At 55.4% G+C, this 22,370-nt stretch carries 19 protein-coding genes; 4 read left to right on the top strand and 15 right to left on the bottom strand.

The features are described from left to right. Nucleotides 1-19: 19 nt before the first annotated feature. Nucleotides 20-469, bottom strand: coding sequence for a D-tyrosyl-tRNA(Tyr) deacylase (locus HY788_01735; GenBank protein ID MBI4772897.1), 450 nt, complete (start codon nucleotides 467-469; stop codon nucleotides 20-22). 331 nt (nucleotides 470-800) lie between these two features. Between HY788_01735 and HY788_01730 the strand changes: the two genes are divergently transcribed. Then, on the top strand, nucleotides 801-2,150 hold the full coding sequence (locus tag HY788_01730) for a B12-binding domain-containing radical SAM protein (protein ID MBI4772896.1): 1,350 nt from the start codon (nucleotides 801-803) through the stop codon (nucleotides 2,148-2,150). A 112-nt stretch (nucleotides 2,151-2,262) separates the two neighbouring features. Here the strand turns inward: HY788_01730 and HY788_01725 are convergent, their stop codons facing one another. The 6 genes from HY788_01725 to HY788_01700 all read right to left on the bottom strand — a co-directional run bounded on the left by HY788_01725 (nucleotide 2,263) and on the right by HY788_01700 (nucleotide 7,901). Further along, nucleotides 2,263-2,502, bottom strand: a complete 240-nt coding sequence (locus HY788_01725) for a hypothetical protein (protein ID MBI4772895.1) — start codon at nucleotides 2,500-2,502, stop codon at nucleotides 2,263-2,265. A 515-nt stretch (nucleotides 2,503-3,017) separates the two neighbouring features. Then, nucleotides 3,018-3,527 (bottom strand): TatD family hydrolase, encoded by a 510-nt coding sequence (locus HY788_01720; protein ID MBI4772894.1) that lies wholly within the window; start codon nucleotides 3,525-3,527, stop codon nucleotides 3,018-3,020. A gap of 126 nt (nucleotides 3,528-3,653) precedes the next feature. Beyond that, entirely contained in the window at nucleotides 3,654-4,133 is a 480-nt protein-coding gene (locus tag HY788_01715) for an FKBP-type peptidyl-prolyl cis-trans isomerase (protein ID MBI4772893.1), read from the bottom strand. 214 nt (nucleotides 4,134-4,347) lie between these two features. Then, a complete protein-coding gene (locus HY788_01710) occupies nucleotides 4,348-4,851 on the bottom strand; it encodes a hypothetical protein (GenBank protein MBI4772892.1) in 504 nt (167 codons plus the stop codon). Between the two features lie 254 nt (nucleotides 4,852-5,105). Further along, nucleotides 5,106-5,630 (bottom strand): hypothetical protein, encoded by a 525-nt coding sequence (locus tag HY788_01705; protein ID MBI4772891.1) that lies wholly within the window; start codon nucleotides 5,628-5,630, stop codon nucleotides 5,106-5,108. A 507-nt stretch (nucleotides 5,631-6,137) separates the two neighbouring features. Further along, nucleotides 6,138-7,901 carry a formate--tetrahydrofolate ligase gene (locus HY788_01700; protein MBI4772890.1) on the bottom strand — a complete coding sequence of 588 codons (1,764 nt, stop codon included), beginning with the start codon at nucleotides 7,899-7,901 and terminating at the stop codon, nucleotides 6,138-6,140. Between the two features lie 394 nt (nucleotides 7,902-8,295). On the opposite strand from HY788_01700, the gene HY788_01695 reads away from it, so the two are divergent. Together HY788_01695 and HY788_01690 are read left to right on the top strand one after the other, a co-directional pair. Further along, the gene (locus HY788_01695; protein MBI4772889.1) at nucleotides 8,296-10,077 is read left to right on the top strand and encodes an ABC transporter ATP-binding protein; all 1,782 of its coding nucleotides are present in this window, start codon (nucleotides 8,296-8,298) and stop codon (nucleotides 10,075-10,077) included. 4 nt (nucleotides 10,078-10,081) lie between these two features. Beyond that, nucleotides 10,082-12,178: an ABC transporter ATP-binding protein gene (locus tag HY788_01690; GenBank protein ID MBI4772888.1), complete on the top strand. Its 2,097-nt coding sequence runs from the start codon at nucleotides 10,082-10,084 to the stop codon at nucleotides 12,176-12,178. Nucleotides 12,179-12,341: 163 nt separating this feature from the next. Here HY788_01690 and HY788_01685 read toward each other — a convergent pair whose 3' ends face one another. The 8 genes from HY788_01685 to HY788_01650 form a co-directional block, all read right to left on the bottom strand. After that, nucleotides 12,342-12,851 carry a transcription repressor NadR gene (locus tag HY788_01685; GenBank protein MBI4772887.1) on the bottom strand — a complete coding sequence of 170 codons (510 nt, stop codon included), beginning with the start codon at nucleotides 12,849-12,851 and terminating at the stop codon, nucleotides 12,342-12,344. A gap of 1 nt (nucleotide 12,852) precedes the next feature. Continuing rightward, the gene (gene nadA / locus HY788_01680) at nucleotides 12,853-13,965 is read right to left on the bottom strand and encodes a quinolinate synthase NadA (protein ID MBI4772886.1); all 1,113 of its coding nucleotides are present in this window, start codon (nucleotides 13,963-13,965) and stop codon (nucleotides 12,853-12,855) included. A gap of 55 nt (nucleotides 13,966-14,020) precedes the next feature. Next, on the bottom strand, nucleotides 14,021-14,854 hold the full coding sequence (nadC, locus tag HY788_01675; GenBank protein MBI4772885.1) for a carboxylating nicotinate-nucleotide diphosphorylase: 834 nt from the start codon (nucleotides 14,852-14,854) through the stop codon (nucleotides 14,021-14,023). Nucleotides 14,855-16,706: 1,852 nt separating this feature from the next. Then, a complete protein-coding gene (locus tag HY788_01670) occupies nucleotides 16,707-17,738 on the bottom strand; it encodes a hypothetical protein (GenBank protein MBI4772884.1) in 1,032 nt (343 codons plus the stop codon). A gap of 96 nt (nucleotides 17,739-17,834) precedes the next feature. Further along, the gene (locus HY788_01665; GenBank protein MBI4772883.1) at nucleotides 17,835-18,287 is read right to left on the bottom strand and encodes a hypothetical protein; all 453 of its coding nucleotides are present in this window, start codon (nucleotides 18,285-18,287) and stop codon (nucleotides 17,835-17,837) included. Nucleotides 18,288-18,308: 21 nt separating this feature from the next. Then, nucleotides 18,309-19,319, bottom strand: coding sequence for an electron transfer flavoprotein subunit alpha/FixB family protein (locus tag HY788_01660; protein ID MBI4772882.1), 1,011 nt, complete (start codon nucleotides 19,317-19,319; stop codon nucleotides 18,309-18,311). Continuing rightward, nucleotides 19,297-20,106 (bottom strand): electron transfer flavoprotein subunit beta/FixA family protein, encoded by an 810-nt coding sequence (locus tag HY788_01655; GenBank protein MBI4772881.1) that lies wholly within the window; start codon nucleotides 20,104-20,106, stop codon nucleotides 19,297-19,299. The genes HY788_01660 and HY788_01655 overlap by 23 nt, the downstream gene beginning before the upstream one ends. 57 nt (nucleotides 20,107-20,163) lie before the next feature. Next, nucleotides 20,164-21,285 carry an acyl-CoA dehydrogenase family protein gene (locus HY788_01650; GenBank protein ID MBI4772880.1) on the bottom strand — a complete coding sequence of 374 codons (1,122 nt, stop codon included), beginning with the start codon at nucleotides 21,283-21,285 and terminating at the stop codon, nucleotides 20,164-20,166. A 596-nt stretch (nucleotides 21,286-21,881) separates the two neighbouring features. On the opposite strand from HY788_01650, the gene HY788_01645 reads away from it, so the two are divergent. Then, nucleotides 21,882-22,337, top strand: a complete 456-nt coding sequence (locus HY788_01645) for a cyclic nucleotide-binding domain-containing protein (GenBank protein MBI4772879.1) — start codon at nucleotides 21,882-21,884, stop codon at nucleotides 22,335-22,337. The last annotated feature ends 33 nt before the right edge of the window (nucleotides 22,338-22,370 follow it).

Here is a 22,370-nt window from a genome sequence, read left to right as displayed (position 1 = left end):
CGCGGCCGGCGCAAAAGGCTCAGAACAGTTTGCTGCTGTCCAGTAAGAGGGTTACAGGACCGTCGTTGATCAGGTGGACATCCATCATGGCCTGGAATCGACCCTTTTCGGTGTGAACCTTCGTGTCGTTCATCCTTCGGACGAAATACTCGTACATCTGCTCGGCCTGCTCCGGCGGCGCAGCGTGCGAGAATGACGGACGACGTCCCTTGCGGCAATCTCCCCATATCGTGAATTGGGGCACCACGAGAGCGCCGAGTCCGAGGTCAAGAATCGATTTGCTCATCTTGCCTTCTTCATCCCCGAAGATCCGCAGGTTTGCGATCTTTTCCGCCAGATAATCGGCGTCCTTTTCGGTGTCCTCGCGACCTACGCCCAGAAATACCAGAACACCGGCGTCGATGTTACCGACAATAGCATGATCTACTTCGACTCTGGCTCGTTTAACTCGCTGTACAACGGCTCGCACGTGGTTTCCTCATAGTGTTGCAGCCTTCAGACCGCTACGATTCAGTGGAATGTTTTGAAAATCACTGTGATCGTGTCCATGGGTCCTGATTGTCGAAGGCTTGAAGCTGCATTACCGAATCAATTATGTTCATTCCCAGGTCTTGCGAGAACCGGACATCCTCAGAAAAGACCTTTTAACAGTTACGCCAGTCATACCGGATTCACGGATCGCCGCACAAGTCCTTTTTCTCCCATCGGCCCTTGGTCCCTGATTCTCCGCATCCATGGGAACGCCGTTGCTTCGTCAAAAATAGTTGAGTCCGGACCGATTTGGCTTTAGATTGCAGTTTATGTCGAAACCCTTTCTCCTTTTTGTCAATCCATGGATATACGATTTTGCCGCATATGACCTGTGGGCCAAGCCTTTGGGCCTGCTGCATCTTGCAGGGCGGGCGCGAAAATGGGGATTCCGGGTTGACGTCTGGGACGGAATGGCGAGCTTTCACCCCGCTCTGAGGGCTCGAACTCCTGTTCGCCGTCAATTCGGCACAGGCAAGTACTATCGGCAGGCTGTCTCCAAGCCGGAGCCTCTGAAGCATACGCCGAGGCCGTACTTCAGGTATGGCTTGTCCGCTGAAATTCTACGTCAGGATCTTCTGGGTTTGCGATCGAAATCGCCGGATGTCGTTATAGTGACATCGCTTATGACCTACTGGTATCCCGGCGTGTTTGAGGCTATCCGTACCATAAGGAATGTATTCCCCAAAACCCCGATCCTATTGGGGGGCATATATGCCACCTTATGCACGGAACATGCGAGGAAATATTCGGAGGCCGATGAGGTGATCCCGGGACCCGGTGAGCCTTCCGTATCCGAAGGAAATAATGCCGAAGAGGAGCACTATCCGGCCTTCGATCTGTTGGCAAGCCTGAACTACTTGTGCGTTCTGACCTCACGAGGATGCCCCTTAGGCTGTCATTATTGCGCATCCAATCAGCTGTATCCCCATTTCAGACAGCGAAATCCCGAAACCGTTTTTCGGGAGATCCTTCATGGAGTGAAACGATTCGGAGTGCGCGATGTGGCTTTTTACGATGACGCGTTGTTATTGAACGCCCGGGATTGCATTGTTCCACTTCTGCGGAGGATACTCGATGCTAACCTGAAACTGCGGCTGCATACCCCCAACGGACTGCACCTGAAGTACATCAGTTCGGAGCTGGCCCGGATGATGAAACAAGCCGGATTTGTGACCGTCCGGCTGGGGTACGAGTCACCGGATCCGGAATGGCAGACTCGAACAGGGGGGAAAGCGGCCCGCCGACATCTCTTTAACGCGCTCGATAACCTGACATCGGCAGGGTTTACGGCTCAAGAACTGGGCGTGTACTTGATGATGGGTCTTCCAGGTCAGACGCCTAGTGAGGTGGAAGCAGGAATCCGGGAGGTCGGAAACGCGGCGGGAACGCCTTGTCTGGCCGAGTATTCACCCATTCCCGGGACCAAGATGTGGGAGGAGGCAAAGCGATCGGCCCGTTACGACATCGAGAGCGAACCTTTGTATCATAACAACTCGCTGATGCCTTGTGCTTCAGTGGGGTTTTCAGAGGGAAAAATACGGGAATTGAGACGGTTGTGCCGGGCGGGAAGGGTGGGAGGGCGCCGGACCCCCGTCAAGGGACTTATGCAACGAACATAGAAATCGTTATGAAGGTACATGGGAACTAGCGAAGGGTTCGATCCATCGCATGTTTTGCCCCGTCGAGGATCACCGTCCCTTGCGCCTCCCCTCACTAGAGTCCCCTAATTCTCTACCATAGATAGAAATCGTAGAGTTCCCAGTGATCTTCTCCGTTGGTGACGATGTCCGGTGCATCATACGTGGCAATGAAAGGACATCTTCGATCGCAAGAAAACGTCAGCCACTTGTTCCGTATGGCGCGATCGAGACAGTTATCGTAGGCGATGCAATACAGATTTCGCCTCCCACGTCTTGCGACGGGGCAGGGATTTCTTTTGATGCTTCTGGCCGTTGCTCGGATACGCGTCACCCCCCTCTCCTCCCTGGTTTTATCATGGGGAAACCACCCCAGAGTATATTCTCATACAATGAAATGGTCGTCAAACCTTTTCCATCTCAAGTACGCCGGACAGACAAAAAGACACGCCTGCTCCTCTTTGCTCACACAAATCTCTGAATAGATGCCGGCCCGTAATATTGCTTTTTTGTCTTCCCCCGTATATCGGGTGGACACCTTACTATTTGATGAGGAAGTCTGTATTCAAGGAATAGGAGCATGATCGGAGGTTCGGATCGCGGGAAAAGGAGATGGCCATCTTACTAACAATAATAAGTAATATCAATGTCATAGGTACTGAGCGGCCAAGGCCGGATGAGATCCCTACCTTTTGTTTCGAAGCATCGCGCCTGTCCACAGGCCTCTTCAGCCCATGGAGCCGTCAGCCGATTCCGCGATGAAATCCACCCCAAAAAAATAGGCGGCATTTCGCGTAGTCGCACGCGCAACGGTAATCGGGTCTTTATCCTTCAAGTCTGCAACAAGATTCAGCGTATGTCCAATACGTCGTCGGGACCTGAATACCAATGGAACACGGCCCTGCGGACATTTGATTCCGAGAGTAATTGAAGTGTCCTGGCGTGGGAAAAACGTGAGTGAGTGATAGCCGGTTTATCCAATCGGGCCGCTTCTCTTAAGAGTATTTGGAATGCCTCTATCTGGAGAGCCTTGGTGTCCTTCATTTTGTAGTCGAGCCCGACTTCGCCCAAGGCTATGGCCTCCGGCAAATGTTGACACACGAATTCCAGCTCTTCATCCAGGCCCCGCGCATTCACTTTCCAGGGATGCAGGCCCACAGCCGGATACACCCGACGTGGAAAACGGTTCGCCAGCTCCAGGATGGTCCTGTTGCTGGATAGGTCCATGCCCACTCCCACAACGGCGACAACACCCTTTTCGTAAGCTTCCTTCAAGGAATTCTCGACGTCGGATACGGCGTCCAGATGTGCGTGACCGTCGACCACAACGGCCACCGACGCCGCGTCTGAAAAACTCATAATCCCGAACCCCTGCGCCACACGTTGATTCCTCGCTCACATTCGCTCGTCACAACGGGGGACCCTGAAACGACTGTCGAAGATTCGGTCCGACTTCGAACCAATCCGAGTCTCCCTTTTGAACCGTCATCCGCAGCCCATTCGATCATGAGCCTCGCGGATGTCATTTTTGTCCGCATCGCGGACCTCCAGGATATCGATCTCACCCCGTGCCCCGGCGCCGGCATAGGGATGGTTGAAATCAGCCAAGACACTGTTTTCATACAGATTTTTCACGACAAAGCTCACCACGGCGCCTTGTTTGATTTCACGATAGACCGAGCCTTCTTTCAATCGCGCTTTTTTCAATCCTCCTCTGGGGATTACGCGTTCGAGATCGGGGTCGTGCGCTCCAAACAGTTCCTCCGCCGGAATGTCCACCGTCAGTCGATCGCCGGCCCTTCGACCGTCAAGCGCTTTCTCGATGGACGCCATCTGCCTTTCGATACCGAATACAAACGAAACAGTCCGGGATTGCCCGCATACTTCATGGCCATCTCGAAGTATAAGTTTTTGTGCATATCGGAGACGGACCCACTTACCATTGCCTATACGGTTCTCATTCATCCAAAAGGCCTCTTCCTTCCTAGAGATGGGTGTTTACTGAAGGATCATTAACCATTCAAGTTCAGGAATCAAGAAGAGGTGGAGGTAAAAGGGGTTATCGACCGGCTCCGCAAGGATGTCTCAGGCGGACTTTCCTCCTCTTCGCAGAGGCGGAACAGGGCCGGGAGGCTTTCGGATAACGAAAGTCCGAGGATCGGGATCGCGATTGAAGTTCTTAAAGGTAGGTTTTCCCGAGTCCTTTGGTATTGAGCTGGTAACCGGCGTGCAAGCGCGACAAAGGGCCGTTCTTGACAGGAAAAGGGCCGCGGTGGGCCTCGAAGTTGGGATCGTCCGATCCGGCGTCCGACACGAAATAGGAAGTGGATACGAACCCAGGATCCATCGTCTCCTCCATCTGCGTGTTCAGTAGGGAGAGAGAATTGAAAGCCGTCCAGAGTCCGCCGTTCTCCACCGACATGAACGCCGCCTGCTTTTCCGGATCCACCGAGAAGCCGAACGTTTTGTTGCCTTCATCCCTCGCCGCGTAGTTCAGCCCTCGGCTGATGTCCAAGGCCACATTGGAAATGCTCACAATGTCTTCCGCCTCCCGCAGCTTTTTCTTCTGCGCCTCCGTATACTCGACACCCGGCAGAGGCCCTTCCGGAACCTGCTGTTTGGATTGTGTTTGAGGGGTTTGCGTCAGCAGAGACGGAATTTGAAGCAGATCAACCGGATTCATGCCTTTCCTCGAAGTGGAGTCGGATCATGCCTCCAGCGATAGGAGGCACGCCCGATCGTTCTCGTTGAATTCGCCATCGACATGTTATATCGGATCAATTCGCGAAAACATGAGCAAAAAAACGCGCTCGGAGGCATTCGGTCCGATTTTGGTGAAGTTGGCGCCGGAACGGTTACCTGTCATGAGAAGATACAGGGGAGTTCATGAAGAGCTAACAGGGGAGAGCGGCGATCCATCGAAGTGAGCGGAGAACATCATGCCTTGATGGCGCCGAGCCCCGGTCCCGAAGCGATTCCCGCCACCGCGCCCACTCCGGCAGCGCTCGCTGCAGCCCCAGGGCCCCCTAAAGGCGCTTCCCCGACAACCACATCCAGGTTCCTGCCTATACCCGGATCTATAAAAGAGGCTGCGCCGAAGTACTTGGAGGGGATGATATCCGCTTGCGCTTGTGGCGACTTGGCGGGCGAACTTTCGGGGGTTTCGATCATAGTAACGGGAGTAAAACGGCTGGAAGCAGCCGGGCCATCTGAACTTCTGGCCGTGTCGTCCACACTAATCTGCGACATGGGGGAGGGCGCCACGGTATGAGGCGTCACTTCCATCTTTTCCAGACGCTCGACTACCCCCTCCAATTTTTGCATCCGGTCCATGAGAGAGACGAGCAGAGTCTCTTCTATGAGTTCCTGCCGCGGCTTTCCCTTGTTATTGCCGGAAAGAGATACAACGTCCGTAACGTCGAAAATGGAAGACTTGGTCTGTTCCGGGCTAGAGACCGCCACTTGAACATTTCCAATTGGATTGAACATCCCAGGAATCTTGCTGACGTCCACTGACAGTATCCTCCCCGCTTCTAAAAGGAACCGAAGCTCTCTTGAAGAACCCCGATCCTCTCGTTCAGGACCTACAGAGCCGTAGGTCTGTTGTCAAACGCTCCGAAACATCACAAACGCAAAAATATCATAGCAATATTACGAAACCATGTCTACCGCTTGTACCAAAGAAAAGAGGGAAAAAGAGGGTTACCTCGATAAATGGAGTGAAATGACGGAGATCCTGGATACAGGGCCTTATTTGTCGGCGATAATCGACAAGATCCGTATCGAACCGCCGTGCTTAGGAAAAAACGTATATGCCGCTCCGGAAAACCCCGGTGGTCTCCAAATGGCGCCGCTGAAAAAGATCGACACGAAGGAAAAAAAGCAGGGGAAACCATACAGATTCCCCTGCTTTCATCGTCCGCGAATTCAATATCGCCGATAAAAGGGCGCTTAGAGCCCTTTATCGGGTTAGAAGAGGCCCTTCACCTTGCCGGCCTCGACATCCACGTCGACTCGTCGGTAGGCAGGATCCGAGCTCGTTCCGGGCATCAGGCTGATGGTTCCCGCCACAGGCACCACAAAACCCGCGCCGCCGTAGGTAAGGATGTCTCGAACGAACAGTCTCCAGCCTTTGGGCACGCCCTTCATGGTGGGATTGTCCGTCAGGGAGAGGTGTGTCTTCACCATGCAGGTACCCAATTTGGACAATGCAGGATCCTTCTCTATTCGTTGCGCCGTGGCCAAAGCCGGGGCGGAATAATCGACACCGTCCGCTCCGTACACCTTGGTGGCGATCAGTTCAATGCGCTTGCGCAACGGCACATCCAATTCATAGAGCAACTTGAAGTCGTTCTTTTCCTTGCAGGCATCCAGAACCGCGTCGGCGAACTCGAGCGCACCGTCGCCGCCTTTTTCCCAGTGTCGGCTGAGTGCGACACGGGCGCCCGCGGCTTCGGCGATGCGCCGGACCGCCTTGATTTCAGCGTCCGTGTCCGTGAAGAACGCATTGATGCACACCACGGGATTGATGCCGGCCAGCTTAACGTTGCGGATATGATGGACCAGGTTCTCGCATCCCTTTTCCACCCATCCCACGTTTTCCTTCTTGTATTCTTCCGGCATGGGACGTCCGGGTACCGGGATGGGAGCGCCGCCGTGGCACTTGAGGGCCCGGATGGTGGCCACGACCACCGCGCAGTGGGGAGTGAGGCCGCTGAAACGGCATTTGAGGTTCCAGAATTTCTCGAATCCGATGTCAGCGCCAAATCCGGATTCGGTTACATGATAGTCGGCGAGCTTGAGAGCCACGCGGTCCGCGATGATGGAACTCTGGCCGATGGCGATGTTGGCGAAGGGACCGGCATGCACGAATACGGGCTGACCTTCGATGCTCTGCAGCAGGTTCGGGTTCAGCGCTTCCAGCATCCAGGCCGTCATGGCGCCGTCCACCTCGAGGTCTTTGGTGGTGACGGGCTTGCCGTCCCTGCTGTAAGCCACCACGATCTTGCCCATGCGCTCGCGCATGTCTTTGAGGTCCTTTGCCACGGCCAGGATCGCCATGACTTCGGAAGAGACGGCGATACCGAATTTCGAGTTCATCATGAACCCGTCCATCTTGCCGCCGATGCCGATAATGATGTTTCGAAGGGCTTGGGCGCAGAAGTCGATAATCCAGCCCATTTCCACGTTGTTCGGGTCTATGTTGAGGCGCGGTTGATTTCTCTTGGCCCACTGCTCGTCATTGTAATTGAACTCGTGCTGAATTCGGGAGGTGAGGGCGACCATGGCCAGGTTGTGCGCGTTCATGATGGCGTTGATGTCGCCGGTGAGACCCAGGGAAAACGGGGTCAACGGAATGCATTGGGCCAGACCGCCGCCCGCGGCGCTTCCCTTAATGTTCATGGTGGGGCCGCCCGACGGCTGCCGGATGGCTGCGGTGACGCTTACGCCTCGCTTGCCGAGACCCTCGACCAACCCCATACTCGATGTAGATTTGCCTTCTCCGAGGGGTGTAGGGGTGATGGCCGTTACGTCGATGTATTTGCCGTCCGGTCGATCCTTAAAACGTTCCAGGACTTTCCTGAAATCCACTTTGGCCACGTAGTGACCGTGGGGAAGCAACTCTTCCTTGTCCAGTCCGAGTTCTTCGGCCAGCTGATAGACGGTCTTCATTCGTGATTCTGCTTCTTCAGCGATCTCCCAGTCCGCGTGTTTGGTTGGATCCAACGCCATAGGTACTCCTCCTTACGTTTCGATTATGCTAATGGTGGTTTCAGGTCGGCCGGTTGCCCAAAAAGGTCACTCGTTTACATCGCTGATCACATTGGACCGGGTGGCCTTCCGAACTGGATTCTGGGGGTATTTTTATAGAAAAATCGGGGCGTTTCACGAGAAACACCATTGCTTTTTCAAATTTGGACGAATATATCGGAAGGCTGTTTGCGTTGTCAAGTGAAAAAAGTAACGATATGAACCCGGCGATATTCCGCGACGTTCGGTTGACACCCTTTAACGCGGTACTATATTAACCGAGTACGTTTCAAGCGACCCGATCCTGACGATCCACCGGTCAACCATTTCCACTGGCCGCGATTCCAAAAAAGAAACCGACGCCAAGCGCCTTTTCATGAATAGCAAGAAGCCAATCAGGTTTGCGCATTCAACGATACGAAACCTGTATTCACTCAAGCCTTACTTCGTCCGCCACAAAGCAAAGATAGCCGTCGGTCTCACATGCCTTCTGACGGTGGATCTTTTGCAGCTCTTTATTCCCCGTATTATCAAAACAGCGATCGATGAACTGACGCTGCAAACCGCTTCCACAAAGAGCCTGCTGGAATATGGACTGGCAATCGTGGCCATAGCCCTGGTGGTGGGCGTTTTGCGGTATATCTGGAGACACCTGATTTTCGGTCATTCGCGGGTGGTGGAACGAGATCTCCGGTATCGGCTGTTCGAGCATCTTCAAAAACTGTCCTTGAATTTTTTCTCACGGACACGAACCGGCGATCTTATGGCCCGGTCGACCAATGACATGGAGGCCGTCCGGTTCGCCGTTGGAATGGGATTGGTGGCGGTCAACGACGGGATCATAATGGGCCTGTCAGCCATAGCGTTCATGCTCTACATCAACGTGAAACTCACGCTGATCGCCCTGATTCCCATGCCCGCCATCATCTTTGCAAGCCGCTTTCTCACGATGCGCATGCACGCCCTATTTCAGAAAGTGCAGGAGACCTTCGCCGACCTGACAGAGAGAAGCCGCGAGTCCATCACGGGCATACGGGTCGTCCAGGCCTACCGGCTGGAAGAATGGGAAGAGCAGCGCTTGAGAGACATGGGCGACAGGTACATTTCCGAAAATATCCAGCTTGGGCGAACCATGGCCATGTTTTTTCCCATGATGATGCTGTTTACCAATCTGAGCCTCACCGTGGTTTTATGGCTTGGGGGTCGGATGACCATTCTGAAAGGGATCAGCATCGGGGATTTCGTTGCATTCATCAGCTATCTGAACCTGTTAACCTGGCCCATGATGGCCCTGGGGTGGGTCACGAACCTGATTCAGCGAGGTTCCGTATCCATGGGCCGCATCAACCGGCTTCTGGAAGAGCGCCCGGAGATCGAGGATAAGGGACCCGGCGCGCCGCCAACCCCCATTGCGGGTGAAGTAGAAGTGCGGGGATTGAGTTTTCGATATCCGGACGAGGATCGGTACATACTGAGGGATCTTTCGTTCAAGATCGAAGCCGGTAGCACGGTGGTGCTCGTAGGGCGCACCGGATCGGGAAAAACAACCCTGGTTCACCTCCTGACCCGGCTCTTGGAGCCGTCCCGGAATTCGATCTTCCTGGAAAACATCCCGATCCACGAATGGCCTCTTTCAGCTTTGAGATCTTCAGTGGCCGTAGCACCCCAGGATCCCTTTCTTTTTTCGGACACGGTTTCCGCCAACCTGCTGTTCGGCAGAACGGGATATGACGACGAATGGATTCAAACGTGTTTGAACACCGCCGACCTATCGAATGACGTCAAACAATTCCAACGCGGCTTGGAGACCATGACTGGCGAGAAGGGCCTAACCCTGTCCGGACGACAACGCCAGAGATTGGCTCTGGCCAGGGCTCTTATAGACAATCCGCCAATACTGATTCTCGATAACGCCCTCTCCATGGTGGATACGGCCACCGAGCGTCGAATACTGGATCAGATGGCGCCCCTTCGTCGGGGAAAAACCAATATCTGGATCTCGCACCGGGTTTCGACCATCCGAAAGGCGGAACGCATATTGGTTCTGGATGAAGGTCGCGTGGTCGAGCAGGGGACCCACGAGGAGCTTATCCGGGCGGGCAACGTATACCCGAGTATCTACCAGCGCGCGCTGCTGAGCGAACGGCTCGAGGGTTGACCGCATGCATGAATCTTACGGTTACATGGAAGGCGAAGACCAGGGGAAGATCCGAAATCTCAAGCTCGTCAAGCGCCTGTTTCCCTATATCGCCTCGTACAAGAGGACCGTATGGGTGGTGCTCCTTCTTACTCTCGCCAGCACGGGTCTGGACCTTGTCGTTCCTTACATCACCAAGGTGGCGATAGATCAGTACATCTTGCCGTCCTACTATCGCGTGGCTCCGGCTCCCGAGGCGGGAACCGAAGCCGAAGAATCTTGGAAGAACTACCGGAGCCTTCTTCAGAACAGACGTTTTCTATCCAAAGCCGAGCTGTCGAGCATCGATCCACAGCATTTCCATGTATTCAAAAAGGCAAAGTTGATCGGAGAGCGCAGGTTTTACGGGTGCGACTGGGATCCTTCCTTCGAGCCCGTGGTGCGACAATACCCTCGGCAATTCGAGCGCGCAGGGAATCGCCTTTATGTGGATTACGAGGACCTGGACAAGCTTCCGGAACAAGATATCCGCTTGCTGCGAAGCGCGGATTTGATGGGCGTAGTCCAAGTGGCTCTGGTTTTTGTCGGAGCTATCGTTTTTTCGTTCTTCCTGTTCTTCGGTTCCATCTATCTGCTCGAGTGGATTTCACAGCACATCATGCAGGACATCCGGGTGGATCTGTTCAGCCACCTTATACGGCAGTCCGTCAGCTTCTTTGATCGTAATCTGACGGGAAAGCTCGTGACTCGAGTGACCAACGATGTTCAGAACCTGAACGAACTGTTCAAATCGGTGATTCTGGCTGTATTCAAGGATATTTTTGTTGTCTCCGGCGTTATGATCGTCATGCTTCGCCTGAACCGTCCTTTGGCGCTGATCTGTTTTGTTTTGCTCCCATTCGTCTTGGCGTTGACGTTCGTTTTTGCCCGCCTGGCGCGGGAGGCATTTCGGGAGATCCGAATCCATATCGCTCGTCTGAACGGTTTTCTTCAGGAAAGCTTTAAAAATATGCCCATCATCCAGCAGTTTGTGCGGGAGACGTTCAGGCTATCCCAATTCGAAAAGATCAATACGAACAACTACCGGGCGGGCATGAAGCAGATCGTGGTCTTTGCGATATTCATGCCCGCCATCGAACTGCTTGCTTCATTCGCCCTAGCCCTTATGATCTGGCACGGGGGCGGCGAGGTACTGCGCGAAGAGATAACGTTGGGAATCCTCGTGGCGTTTATCGGGTACATTCAGCTGCTGTTTCGTCCGATACGAGAAATTTCGGAGAAATTCAATATCATGCAGTCCGCTCTGGCCAGCACGGAACGGATATTTCAACTGCTTGATCATAATGAGGAAATACCTCGGCCCGTGGAACCCTCCTCCCCCGCATCCGTCGACGGCAGAGTCGAATTCCGGGACGTTTGCTTTTCTTACCAGAAGGGGGAACCGGTATTGAACGGTATTTCCTTCGAGGTGAAACCCGGCCAGACCGTTGCCTTGGTGGGAGCCACCGGGGCCGGAAAGACCTCCGTAATCCACCTGTTGGAACGCTTTTATCGGCCGGATCGGGGAAGCATCCTTATCGACGGCGTGGACATCGAGCGCTGGGACCTGGATGCGCTCCGCTCGAGTGTTGGACTGGTGACGCAGGACGTCACGCTCTTTTCCGGCAGCGTCCTGGAAAACATCCGGATGAATCGGGAAGAATGGAGCCTCGATGAAGTCCGGACACTAATGCGGAAGATTCGGGCCCATTCCTATATCGAAAAGCTGCCCGGCGCTTACGGGCACGAAATAGGGGAGGGGGGAGTGATATTGTCGTCCGGCGAGCGACAACTGCTGGCTTTCGCCCGCGTCCTGGTCCATGACCCCAAGATATTGATTCTGGATGAAGCCACCGCCAATCTGGATCCGGAAACGGAACAATTGATCCAGCAGGCGCTGCAGCAGATCATGCGCCGGCGCACCACTCTGATTGTGGCCCACCGTCTCTCGACTATCCGTAACGCAGACAAGATTTTTGTGATAAAGCGCGGCCGCATTCTTGAATCAGGCGCCCATGAGGAGCTGATGGCTCTGAAAGGACTTTATTACGACCTCAATCGATACCAGGAGGAAAGCCTATAGTGGCGTTGGGCGGACAGTAGACGTGATCGCGGTCAATGAGATTTTCCCGGATTGGGGCTGTTTCATAATTGTTTGAAGGACATAAGATATCGTTTTCTTACAGTGCGACACCAAGGTGGGGATAGTCTTCCCTTACGCGGACAAAAGGATTCTGAAACGACCGTCAATCCGTTATCAGGTATCCCTTTTCGGATAAGCGGGCCAGCGCCGCCTCGAAGCTCTGAGAGTCCTGATATTCCACGGTGTGGAGGTGAACTCCGTCCGTGAGTACTGAAAGCAATGCGGCCTGTTCGGCTTTTACGCGCTCCAAAAAGCGCTGGACGTCCATCCTGGATTGAAGCATGAGATTACCGCACAGTTCACCATACAATGGGTGCTCGACGAGGACATTTAGCACTTTGACTCCGTGGTCCACGAGGATAAACAGTTCCTCCTCCGTTTCCTCGGGAGAGTGTTTCGTTGCCAGAACGGCTCGACGCGTGTATGGCGCCGGTTCTCGGGGAAGCATGTAACCGCGGGACGTGGCGAGCACTTCCACGCCACGCGCTCTAAGTATGGCCACATGCTGAACCACAACCTGGCGACTCACTCCCAGCCGGTCGGCCAATTCCCGTCCTGCCACCGGTTCCTGACTGTTGGCCAGAATGTCCATCAGCTGCTCTTTTCGGCCCATTTCACCTCCGTGTCCGGGTGATGGCCAGCATGCGCTCCAACGCAACCCTCGCCCACTTTGCTGTTTCCGGTCTTACGCGCACCCGTGCTACAGCCTCGCCCTCCAACAATCCCTCCAGGGTACGGAGCAGACTCAGCGGCTTGATCTTGCCCATATTCAAACACGGAGGCACGGATTCCGCAAGTGAAAAGACCTCTTTTTCCGGTTGTTGCCGGGCAAGACGGCGTACAAGGCGAATGTCGGTTCCTACAGCCCAGCGAGACCCTGGTTCGGAAGAGTGGATGCATTCAATAATGTGCTCCGTAGACCCGGCATCGTCGGCGGATCGCACTACTTCGTGCGGACATTCCGGATGCACTATCACTCGAACGCCGGGATAACGCTTCCTCGCCATTTCCACGTGCCTCGGCGAGAAGTTCCCGTGGACAGGACAGAAACCGTTCCATAAGATCAGTCTCGCTTGATCATAATCTCCAAGAAGGGCTTCCTTCTCGGGGTCCCAGACGCAGATCGCCTTCGTCGGCAGGCCCAAAGACACGCCGGTGTTTCTCCCCAAATGTTCGTCCGGGAAAAAAAGGACGCGTCTGCCGGCCTCGAAGGCCCATCGCATGACGGTTCCTGCGTTCGACGAGGTGCAGACCGTGCCGCCGTTGCGTCCGCAGAACGCTTTAAGTTCTGCGCTGGAATTAATATACGTGACGGGTGCGATTCCGTCGTCCCAGAGTGACCGAAGGGCCTCCCAGCACAGACGCACCTGTTGGAGACCCGCCATGTCCGCCAAGGGACAACCGGCAGCAGGGTTTGGCAAAAACACCGTCTGATCCGGAGACGACAGAACCTCGGCGGTTTCCGCCATGAAGCGCACGCCGCAGAAAACGATGTATCCGGCTGCGCTCCGGTGCGCGGCCTGATGTGAAAGTTTAAGCGAATCTCCCACAAAATCGGCCGACTCAATAACATCGTCCCCCTGATAGTGGTGCGCCAAAATGACGACACGGTCTCCAAGCCGGGCTTTAGCCCGCGCTATGCCTTCCCGGATTTCGGCCAACGGAGGGGACGGCTCGTTGCTCTCGAACAGCGGCGGATCGGGTGCTTCTCGTCTATCTGTAGCCATGCATATCCCTCCGGTCAGGGAGTTTACTCAGAGAAGGCAATGCTCGTACGGGAGGTCAGTCCGCCATATCCAAGCCGATGTCCACCGATTTCGCGGAGTGGGTCAGCCAACCCAGGGAGATGAAATCCACTCCCGTGGCCGCCACGACCGCAGCATTGTCCGGATGAATGTTTCCCGAAGCTTCGATGAGCATTCCTCCGCCCACCAGGTTCACGGCGCGACGCATGGTTTCGAGGGGCATATTATCCAGGAGAATCATATCGGCTCCGGCGTCCACAGCCTCTTGAACCTGATCCAAGGTTTCCACTTCCACTTCCACCTTGACCAAAGGGCCCACGCAGGCGCGAGCCGACGCCACGGCCCTTCTTATGCTTCCCACAATCCGCAGGTGATTGTCCTTGATCAGAACCGCGTCGTCCAGGCCGAGGCGGTGATTCCATCCTCCTCCCATGCGAATTGCATACTTTTCCATTACTCGCAGGCCGGGTGTGGTCTTACGGGTATCCAGAACACGGACGCCATAAGGTTTCACGATTTCGACCACCTCAGCCGTGGCCGTTGCGATTCCGGACAGACGTTGAAGGAAATTCAAAGCGACCCGTTCGGCCGAAAGCAAAGCGCGAAGTTTGCACCGGACGCGCGCAATGACTCGATTGGGAGCCAGACGGTCCCCGTCTTTGACCAGCCGCTCCATTCGCGCATCCGGGTCCAACAGGCGGAAGGCGATGTCCGCGACTTCAATGCCGGCCAAAACCCCTTCGGAGCGGCTCGTCAGGACGCCTTCCCCGATCTTGTGTTCCGGTATGAGGGCCGCAGTAGTCACGTCTCCCCGCCCCAGGTCCTCCTCCAATGCTTTCCGTACAATGTTCTCCACCTGTAAAGGATTCATGGAAAACGCTTCCCTTCTCGAAAATGATGCGCCGGTGTTTCCAGAATGGAGCGGCGTGCTGGAAATCGCTCCGATAATGGCTGCCTCTGCTTTCCTCTCGTAACAAGGACGCCTCCGTCACGAGTCGCGCCACCAGGACCATATTTCTCAAACTCGTCGGCCCGTCCGGAATCGTTGTGCTTATTTCATTCAGGATATCCTTCGCCTTCAGAAGCCCGTCCTTGTTTCGGATCAATCCAACGTTGCGCCACATGCACTGCCGGAGACGATCGGCTGCTTCGAGAAACCGGCTCCGGTTCGGAGAATCAGGGGCGGCTCTCGGAGGTCGCATGTGAAACCGGTCGGAGATCGTCTCCAACGCGCGAGGATCCGGATCCGCCGAATCCGCCAGTCGGGACCGGCGGCCGGAAACACTTTGGGCGACCCGACGAGCAAATACCAAGCCCTCCAGTAGAGAGTTGCTGGCCAGACGATTGGCCCCGTGGACGCCGGTGCATGCGACTTCTCCGCATGCAAACAGGCCCGGAACATTGGTCGCTCCGTCCAGGTCCGTCAGTACTCCTCCCATTGTGAAGTGAGCTGCCGGGGTGACGGGCGGCAATTCGTGAACCGGATCAATGGACCGTTGCAAGCACGTGCGATAGACGGAAGGAAAGCGCTCCCGGAAACTGTCCCCCACGGAGGTAGTGTCCAGAAACACGCGGCGGCCTTGGAGTTGCTGCTCGAATATCGCTCGCGCCACCACATCTCTTGGGGCCAGATCGGCCAGAGTATGCCGGCGGGCCATAAATCGGTCCCCGTCCCCGGTGAGCAAAGCGGCTCCGTGGCCTCGCACCGCCTCCGAGATCAGACAGAGGGGGTCTTCTCCGGAGTCCAAGGCCGTGGGGTGGAACTGAACGAATTCCATGTCCGCCAGGCGAGCCCCGGCTCGATAGGCCATAGCCAACCCGTCTCCGGCGCCGAATTCGCCGCTGGTGGTTGCCTGAAAGATACGTGCATACCCCCCCGTTGCAAGCACAACCGCCCGTTTTGCGACAAACAAGCGAAATTCTCCGACGCCTGTCACGGTCAGAGCGCCGACGCATCGGCCTCGATGGAGCAAGAGGTCCAGGGCCTCGGTTTCTTCGATGATTTCAATCTGTGGGAGTTTCCGGACGGCGTCAATGAGCACCTCGGCCACGGCCCTGCCCGTGCCGTCCCCTCCGGCCGGAATGACCCTTGCCCGACCGTGCGCCCCTTCCATGGCGAGACGGAACGTCCCGTCGGGATGCGTGTCGAAAGGCACCCCGAGGTCGGCGAGTTCGCGAACCCTCAGAGGACCCTCGCTTACGAGAATCTCTACGGCGGACGGCAAGCAGGCGCCGTCGCCGGCGTAAAGAGTGTCCTGGGCGTGCAGGGCGGGAGAATCGCCGGGGGCCACCGCGGCCGCGATACCACCCTGCGCCAGGGCGGTGGCGCTTTGCAGAACCGTTCCTTTGCTCAACACGGCCACGCTTCCGGTGGATTCCAATTTCAGCGCGCAGAAAAGCCCGCCAATGCCGGCCCCGATAATCAGACAGTCCACACGGATTACTTCCAAAACGCTCCTCCCGGAACCATAAAGTTGGCGCAGTGTAATGAAGTAGATCTGTCTTGTCAACTGTCAAGTTAGATGGCAAGGCTTCTTCGTGCAGATATCCGCGGACTCGTGTTTGGATCTACCGATTTATCCGCTCGGGAAGCCCGATGAGGTCCCCTGGGTCGCCTTCAAACCGGGGGATTCCCGAAAGGTAAGATCTTTCGCCAAAGTGGATAGCTCCTTGTTCTTCGGAATGGCTTTCTTCCTCACTCACTGCAGATTTTCCAGTCGACGTCAGAGATCCGCATTCGAAAGTGCGGGCCGCCCCGTTTTCAGTGTATCCAGCCTTTCAACGCAATCCCTGAACAGATCTTCGGCCGGTCGGGCCTTTTCAACCCATGCCTGCGAGAACGCGTGCGAAGATAAGCAGCGTTCGACCTGGTCGAGCAGGCAGAAGGCCGCTACGAGCAGATGCTGGTCGTAAAACGGTCTCGAACGGTTTCCCAATAGTCGCGCCCGATAATCATCGAACGGATCCGGTTTCCCCGAGTAGAGCGCTTCCCATGCCAGATACGAGTACATCATGAAGAATCTGGGGCGGGGCTCGATGCGCCATCCGAGAATGCAGAGGGTTTTATGGTCATCCAAAACGAGGTGTTCCGGCACGAGGGCCGTGTGCGACAAGTTGTTTCCGGCGATGGCAAAATGAATGGATTGCATGCTGTGCGCATACGCTTTGAAGGCATCCAGGAGGGTCTCAGGCCAAATGCATGACGTTCTCATGAAGTCGCAGCAGGCGTTGGCTCTGTCCTTCGTCCACTGAAACGAACAGTCGATATCCTGGCGCTGGTGGTGGTTGGAAACGGTTTCGCCCGGATCAGCGAGGGCCTTCGGCCGAGAGGCTTCGCGGCTTCTCGAAGGGGAAAAGCCCTCGTTTCTCAAACGCAGAGCCCGTTCAAATTGGGGAATCAAAGCGAGCGAACGCATCAACACGGGCAGCCTGTCAATGACCTCCAGCACCTGAGCCACGACTTCGGGGGTTTCGAAAAGGCCTTGATCGAGCGGAACGCCGTCCATAAACGGGTATAGGAGATAAGGATCGTCTACGCGAGAAGTGGGCTCCGGATGGCGAAACGGAGGGAACAACAGCGCGAAACCCTGCAGGATCGTGAAGGTGCGAGCGTCCGGGCGCCCGGTCTTCAGTACCCACTGTTTTCCCGAAACATCGCTGAACCGCCACGAGCATGACGCTGAACCCATCCTGTGTATCGACCCGGATGCGTGAATATGGTATCGATCCGCGATGTCTTCTAAGAATGCTTCCATCGGTCCTCGGAAGAGGCCCCTTCGTTTTCCTCCGATTTTCTCCCGCCGGTGCCGGGGCAAAGGCAAATGCGGCGCCGTACGTTTCGGCAATAGGTGCTATTTGAGCTGATAAGGGGCCTGGATGGTTAGCTGCGCTTCTCCATATACCCTGACTCCCGCAAACGAGGTCTCCATTCGCATCTTTGCGTTCTCGTCGAAGAGCTTGCCTTGGATATGGGTGAGATACCCGTTCGGAAAACTCTCGGTTCGTACGGACAGCAAGGGGTCTCCCGAATCGCAAACAATCCGGAACCCTCCGGGAAGCGATTGGTACGAACAGCGTCCGGAGTTTCCGCGAATCCGATTCCAATCGAGTTCGACGAGGAACCGCCCCTGGTCATCGAAGAGACGGGCGGAAAAACGAGGCGTGCTCTCTCCCGGCAACACGACATCCGCCAACAGGTAGAACGCATCCCCGGAACTCGGATTGCCCAGAATGAAGCCGGGCGTAAGCACGTTGTTCACAAGGTAGTTGTGGTGGGCGCTGATCAAGCTTTCAGTGCTTTTCATGGTGTTCGTTCCATCGGAGGTTCAAACTCGTTTACGAAGTTCTTCCAGCAGCGCGGCAATGATGGATCGTGCATCTCCCTCCAGGGCCAAATCCGCCATTTTGAATATGGGGGCATTGGGATCCCGATTCACGGCAATGATGGTTTCCGCGCCCTGAATTCCGGCTGTGTACTGCAATGCTCCGGAAGTGCCTAAAGAAATCAGCAGCTTGGGCTTCACGGTTTTTCCCGTCTGTCCCAGGAGCCGCTCTTCGTCCGCCCAGCCGGCTCGGATGGCGGGACGCGTGGCTCCCACTTCGCCCCCCAGAAGCTCCGCCAGTTCATAAAGCATCTCGAATGCTTCCTTTGGGCCCATGCCTCTTCCCCCGGCAACCACGATGTCCGCGCCTTCCAGATTCGTTTTTCCGGTTCGATGGGGTCGGCTCCGAATCAGTTGAACACGTTCGTCAGGGCGGATGTCGATTTCAGGATACAAGACACGGCCTACGATGCCGGAATCGTGGGGACGCTCTTTGAAGATTCCGGGATGCACCGTAGCCATCTGGGGCCGGTGGTTGGGCGTCACCACGTCGGCCAGCATCTCGCCTCCGAAAGCCGGAGTGGTTTGAATCAACAGACCGGATTCCGGATCGATTTCCAAAGCCACGCAGTCGGCGCTCAGTCCCGTGTTCAGCCTCTTGGCCAACCTCGGAAACAGCTCCCTGCCAAAGGAAGTGGCGCCTCCAAGCAAAATCTCGGGTTTGTAGCCTTCCACGATTTCCGCGACCACGGCCGCGTACGTCTCGACCTGGTACTCTTTCAACCGGGAATCGTTCACCGCGATAATTATATCGGCGCCATGCGCTACGTATTCCATGGCATATTGATGGATACCATCGCCCAGGACTATCACGGTAACCTCGGTCTCGAGCTTCTGGGCCAGCTCTTTTCCCTTTGAAATAAGTTGAAGGGTGACCCGGTCCTGAAAGTAGTTCCGGTAATCGCCGAAAATCCAAACTCCCCGGGCGGAATTACGGTTTCTTGTCTTCTTCATCGATAATGCCCATTGCCTCGAGTTTTTTGACTAAGTATCCTGCCAGGATTTGAGGTGAGCCGCTTAGGATCTCCCCCTTTCTCTTGGCGGGAGGCGTATGAAGTCTGGCGACCCAGGTGGCGGATCCTTTAAAGCCCACTTCTTCCGGTTTAAGGTCAAGGTCGTCCATTCCCCAACGGATGACATCTCGCTCGGAAAAGGCTCTTTCAAGATGTGCAAAAGGGATGTGACTCGGCACGCAGAGTTCACGGGAGACGGCAAGCACCGCGGGCATGCTGACCCGTATGGTATCCAGGAATCGGTCACTGACTCGCTTTACCACAAGAAAATCTTTCTCCACATGGACCTCGTTGACGCCGCAAACCTGCGGCAGGTCCAGTTCCTGCGCTATTTGAGACGCCACGTGGCCGGTGTCGCTGTCGATGGTCTGTGAACCGCACAGCACGAGGTCCGGAAACGGCTCCAGCTTGGATATGGCTCGGGCCAGAACGTGAGACGTGGCCAGCGTGTCCGCCCCGGCAAAATTCGGGTCGGTGAGCAAAATCGCCCGATCCGCGCCGGCCGCCAAAGCTTCCCGTAAAGCTTCTTCACTTTGTGGCGGCCCCATGCTCAACACGGTTACAGAGCCACCTTCCTTGTCCCGTAGGTCCACCGCCGCTTCCAGAGCTACACAATCCAGCGGGTTAATGATGCTCTCTACGCCTTCCCGAATGATGGTCATTCGCTGTTTATCGATCCGAATGCTCGGTACGTCCGGGACCTGTTTGATGCATACTGCTATGTTCATACGCCTGTGTTCCGTCCATGTTGCCGACAAGTTCGGTTTTCAACATCCTTCGCGCGACTACTTGAGTACACTCCGGGCAATAACCAATCGCTGCACTTCGGACGTTCCCTCATAGATTTCGCAGACCTTAGCGTCGCGATAATAGCGCTCGATGGGATACGCTTTAGTAAACCCATATCCGCCGTGGATCTGGACGCCGCGTCGGGCCGCCTCGACGGCCGTTTCGCTTGCGTACAATTTCGCCATGGCGGATTCCTTCGTATATTCGACTCCTCGACCCTTCAATTCCGCTGCGCGATAGAGCAACAGGCGCGAGGCTTCGATTCGCGTCGCCATATCAGCCAAAAAGGCCTGGATGGCGCCGAAGCCGGATATGGCCTGGCCGAACTGGTGGCGTTCCTTAGCATACTTGAGCGATGCGTCCAGACATGCCTGGGCGATACCCAAAGACTGGGCGGCGATTCCCAGTCTGCCGCCGCAGAGTGTAATTAAAGCGATTCTCAGGCCTTCACCTTCTTTTCCGAGTCGTCGCTCCATCGGAACACGGCAATTGTTTAAGGCTATGGGACATACCGGATTTCCCCGCATGCCCATCAGATCTTCCGATGGTCCCTTTTCCAGACCATCCCGTTCCGATTCCACAATGAAGACTGAAAACCGTTTCTTTTCTTCACCAGGATTGTCCACGCAAAATATCAGATTGGTGCCCGAAACGCCTCCGTTCGTTACGAAGGTTTTGTTTCCGTTCAAAATGAAGTCGTTCCCGTCACGGACGGCTACCGTTTCGAGAGAGGATGCGTCGGAACCGGCGTTGGGCTCCGTGAGGCAGAAGGTTCCGATCTTTTCTCCCTTGGCCATCGGTATCAGGAACTCCCGCTTTTGTTCCTCGTTTCCGAACCGAAAGAGAGGGAAGGCCGAAACACCGTTATGAACCGCCAGGCAAAGCCCCATTGCACCGCTAACCCTCGAGACCTCTTCAATAACGATGGCGGAACTCACAGGATCCAAACCCGCGCCGCCGTATTCCGAAGGAATCTCGAGGCCGAAGTAGCTCAATCCGGCCATCTCTCGGGCCACATCCTGTGGAAATTCTCCGGTCACATCCATTTCCGCCGCCGGTCCGGCTAGCCTTTCCTCGGCATATTTCCGGGCCGTACGTCGAATTACGGCTTGTTTCATTGTGGGTTCTAAGTTCACGGGCTCCAACTCCTCAATCGGATATGGTCGAAACGCGTCCTGGGATTCGTTCCGATTAATGAAACTACATCAGGTCTCCGCTAGCACGCCGGGAACCCATGATTCAGCTTAATATCTCACAATCGTTAGAAAAATGCGTCGGGGGCGCAGAAAAGCCCGGCCTCCTAATGTGGCATAAACACGACCAATTTGGAAGCACTTTAATCCTGTAAGGCGACCTCCCTCACCGGCCGGAGTGAATAAGGGCCCCCATTGCGATGGTGCGCATACCTCACAACGTCGCCATTATCGGGTTGTAACGATAGGCTGCCGCAATCCGAGCATGCCGAGGGACTGCAAACCACTTGAAGAATCCGTGCAACCATGGGTGCAATCGGTGCACTTATGTATGCCCAATCTATCTCTGTAAAAGGAACGGGTCAACTTAATTGAGGAATCTCGAATAAGGTCCGCCGGATCGTGCTTAACCCAGGGTCGGCGCCGGCGGAAAGTCTGGTCTCGCTTGCGTATCGGGAGTATAATAAGAACTGGAGGTCGAGAGCTTCGTCGCAGACATGAAAAGAAGGAGGTGATGAACAATGCTTATGGAAGAAATAGAGCTTTTCAAAGATCTGAGCCCGGAATTCATGAACGAGGTATCCTCGATTTGCCGGGAAGAATCTTATCGAAAGGATCAAATTCTTTTCAAGCGGGGAGACATCGCCGAGAATCTGTACATCCTGGTTGAGGGGTGTGTCAGTCTTTTCATTAGAAATGGCGGTTCTCTGAATTTCACCCTGGAGAAACCGGGAAGAGTGTTTGGATGGTCATCACTTGTTGAACCCAAACGCTATACGGTGACGGCGGAGTGCTACGAGGAAACCAAAGCCATCAGAATCGATACGACACGTCTGGAGCACGTGTTTGACAAGCATCCCCGGGAGGCATATCGCATCATGAAGCGGCTGGCCGGCGTGGTAGGACAAAGATTGGCCAACTGTTATGAAGAGAACGTGCGATCACACGCCGAAGGTGGGAAGCCGTCATACGGTTAATTCTTCCAGCAGAAGAGGCTACTTGACCTCCAA

The sequence above is a fragment of the Deltaproteobacteria bacterium genome (genome assembly GCA_016208165.1).
GTDB lineage: Bacteria > Desulfobacterota > Desulfarculia > JACQYL01 > JACQYL01 > JACQYL01.
Note: the sequence above shows the minus strand (reverse complement) of the source record. Positions and strands in the feature narration are given on the sequence as shown.

Coding starts and splice junctions, on each gene's coding strand:
- HY788_01710 (MBI4772892.1), bottom strand. CDS start 4,851: ATGAATCCGGTTGATCTGCTTCAAATTCCGTCTCTGCTGACGCAAACC.
- HY788_01650 (MBI4772880.1), bottom strand. CDS start 21,285: ATGAAACAAGCCGTAATTCGACGTACGGCCCGGAAATATGCCGAGGAA.
- HY788_01700 (MBI4772890.1), bottom strand. CDS start 7,901: ATGGCGTTGGATCCAACCAAACACGCGGACTGGGAGATCGCTGAAGAA.
- nadC (MBI4772885.1), bottom strand. CDS start 14,854: ATGAATCCTTTACAGGTGGAGAACATTGTACGGAAAGCATTGGAGGAG.
- HY788_01690 (MBI4772888.1), top strand. CDS start 10,082: ATGCATGAATCTTACGGTTACATGGAAGGCGAAGACCAGGGGAAGATC.
- HY788_01670 (MBI4772884.1), bottom strand. CDS start 17,738: ATGGAAGCATTCTTAGAAGACATCGCGGATCGATACCATATTCACGCA.
- HY788_01720 (MBI4772894.1), bottom strand. CDS start 3,527: ATGAGTTTTTCAGACGCGGCGTCGGTGGCCGTTGTGGTCGACGGTCAC.
- HY788_01655 (MBI4772881.1), bottom strand. CDS start 20,106: ATGAACATAGCAGTATGCATCAAACAGGTCCCGGACGTACCGAGCATT.
- HY788_01695 (MBI4772889.1), top strand. CDS start 8,296: ATGAATAGCAAGAAGCCAATCAGGTTTGCGCATTCAACGATACGAAAC.
- HY788_01730 (MBI4772896.1), top strand. CDS start 801: ATGTCGAAACCCTTTCTCCTTTTTGTCAATCCATGGATATACGATTTT.
- nadA (MBI4772886.1), bottom strand. CDS start 13,965: ATGGCTACAGATAGACGAGAAGCACCCGATCCGCCGCTGTTCGAGAGC.
- HY788_01715 (MBI4772893.1), bottom strand. CDS start 4,133: ATGAATGAGAACCGTATAGGCAATGGTAAGTGGGTCCGTCTCCGATAT.
- HY788_01685 (MBI4772887.1), bottom strand. CDS start 12,851: ATGGGCCGAAAAGAGCAGCTGATGGACATTCTGGCCAACAGTCAGGAA.
- HY788_01645 (MBI4772879.1), top strand. CDS start 21,882: ATGCTTATGGAAGAAATAGAGCTTTTCAAAGATCTGAGCCCGGAATTC.
- HY788_01660 (MBI4772882.1), bottom strand. CDS start 19,319: ATGAAGAAGACAAGAAACCGTAATTCCGCCCGGGGAGTTTGGATTTTC.
- HY788_01665 (MBI4772883.1), bottom strand. CDS start 18,287: ATGAAAAGCACTGAAAGCTTGATCAGCGCCCACCACAACTACCTTGTG.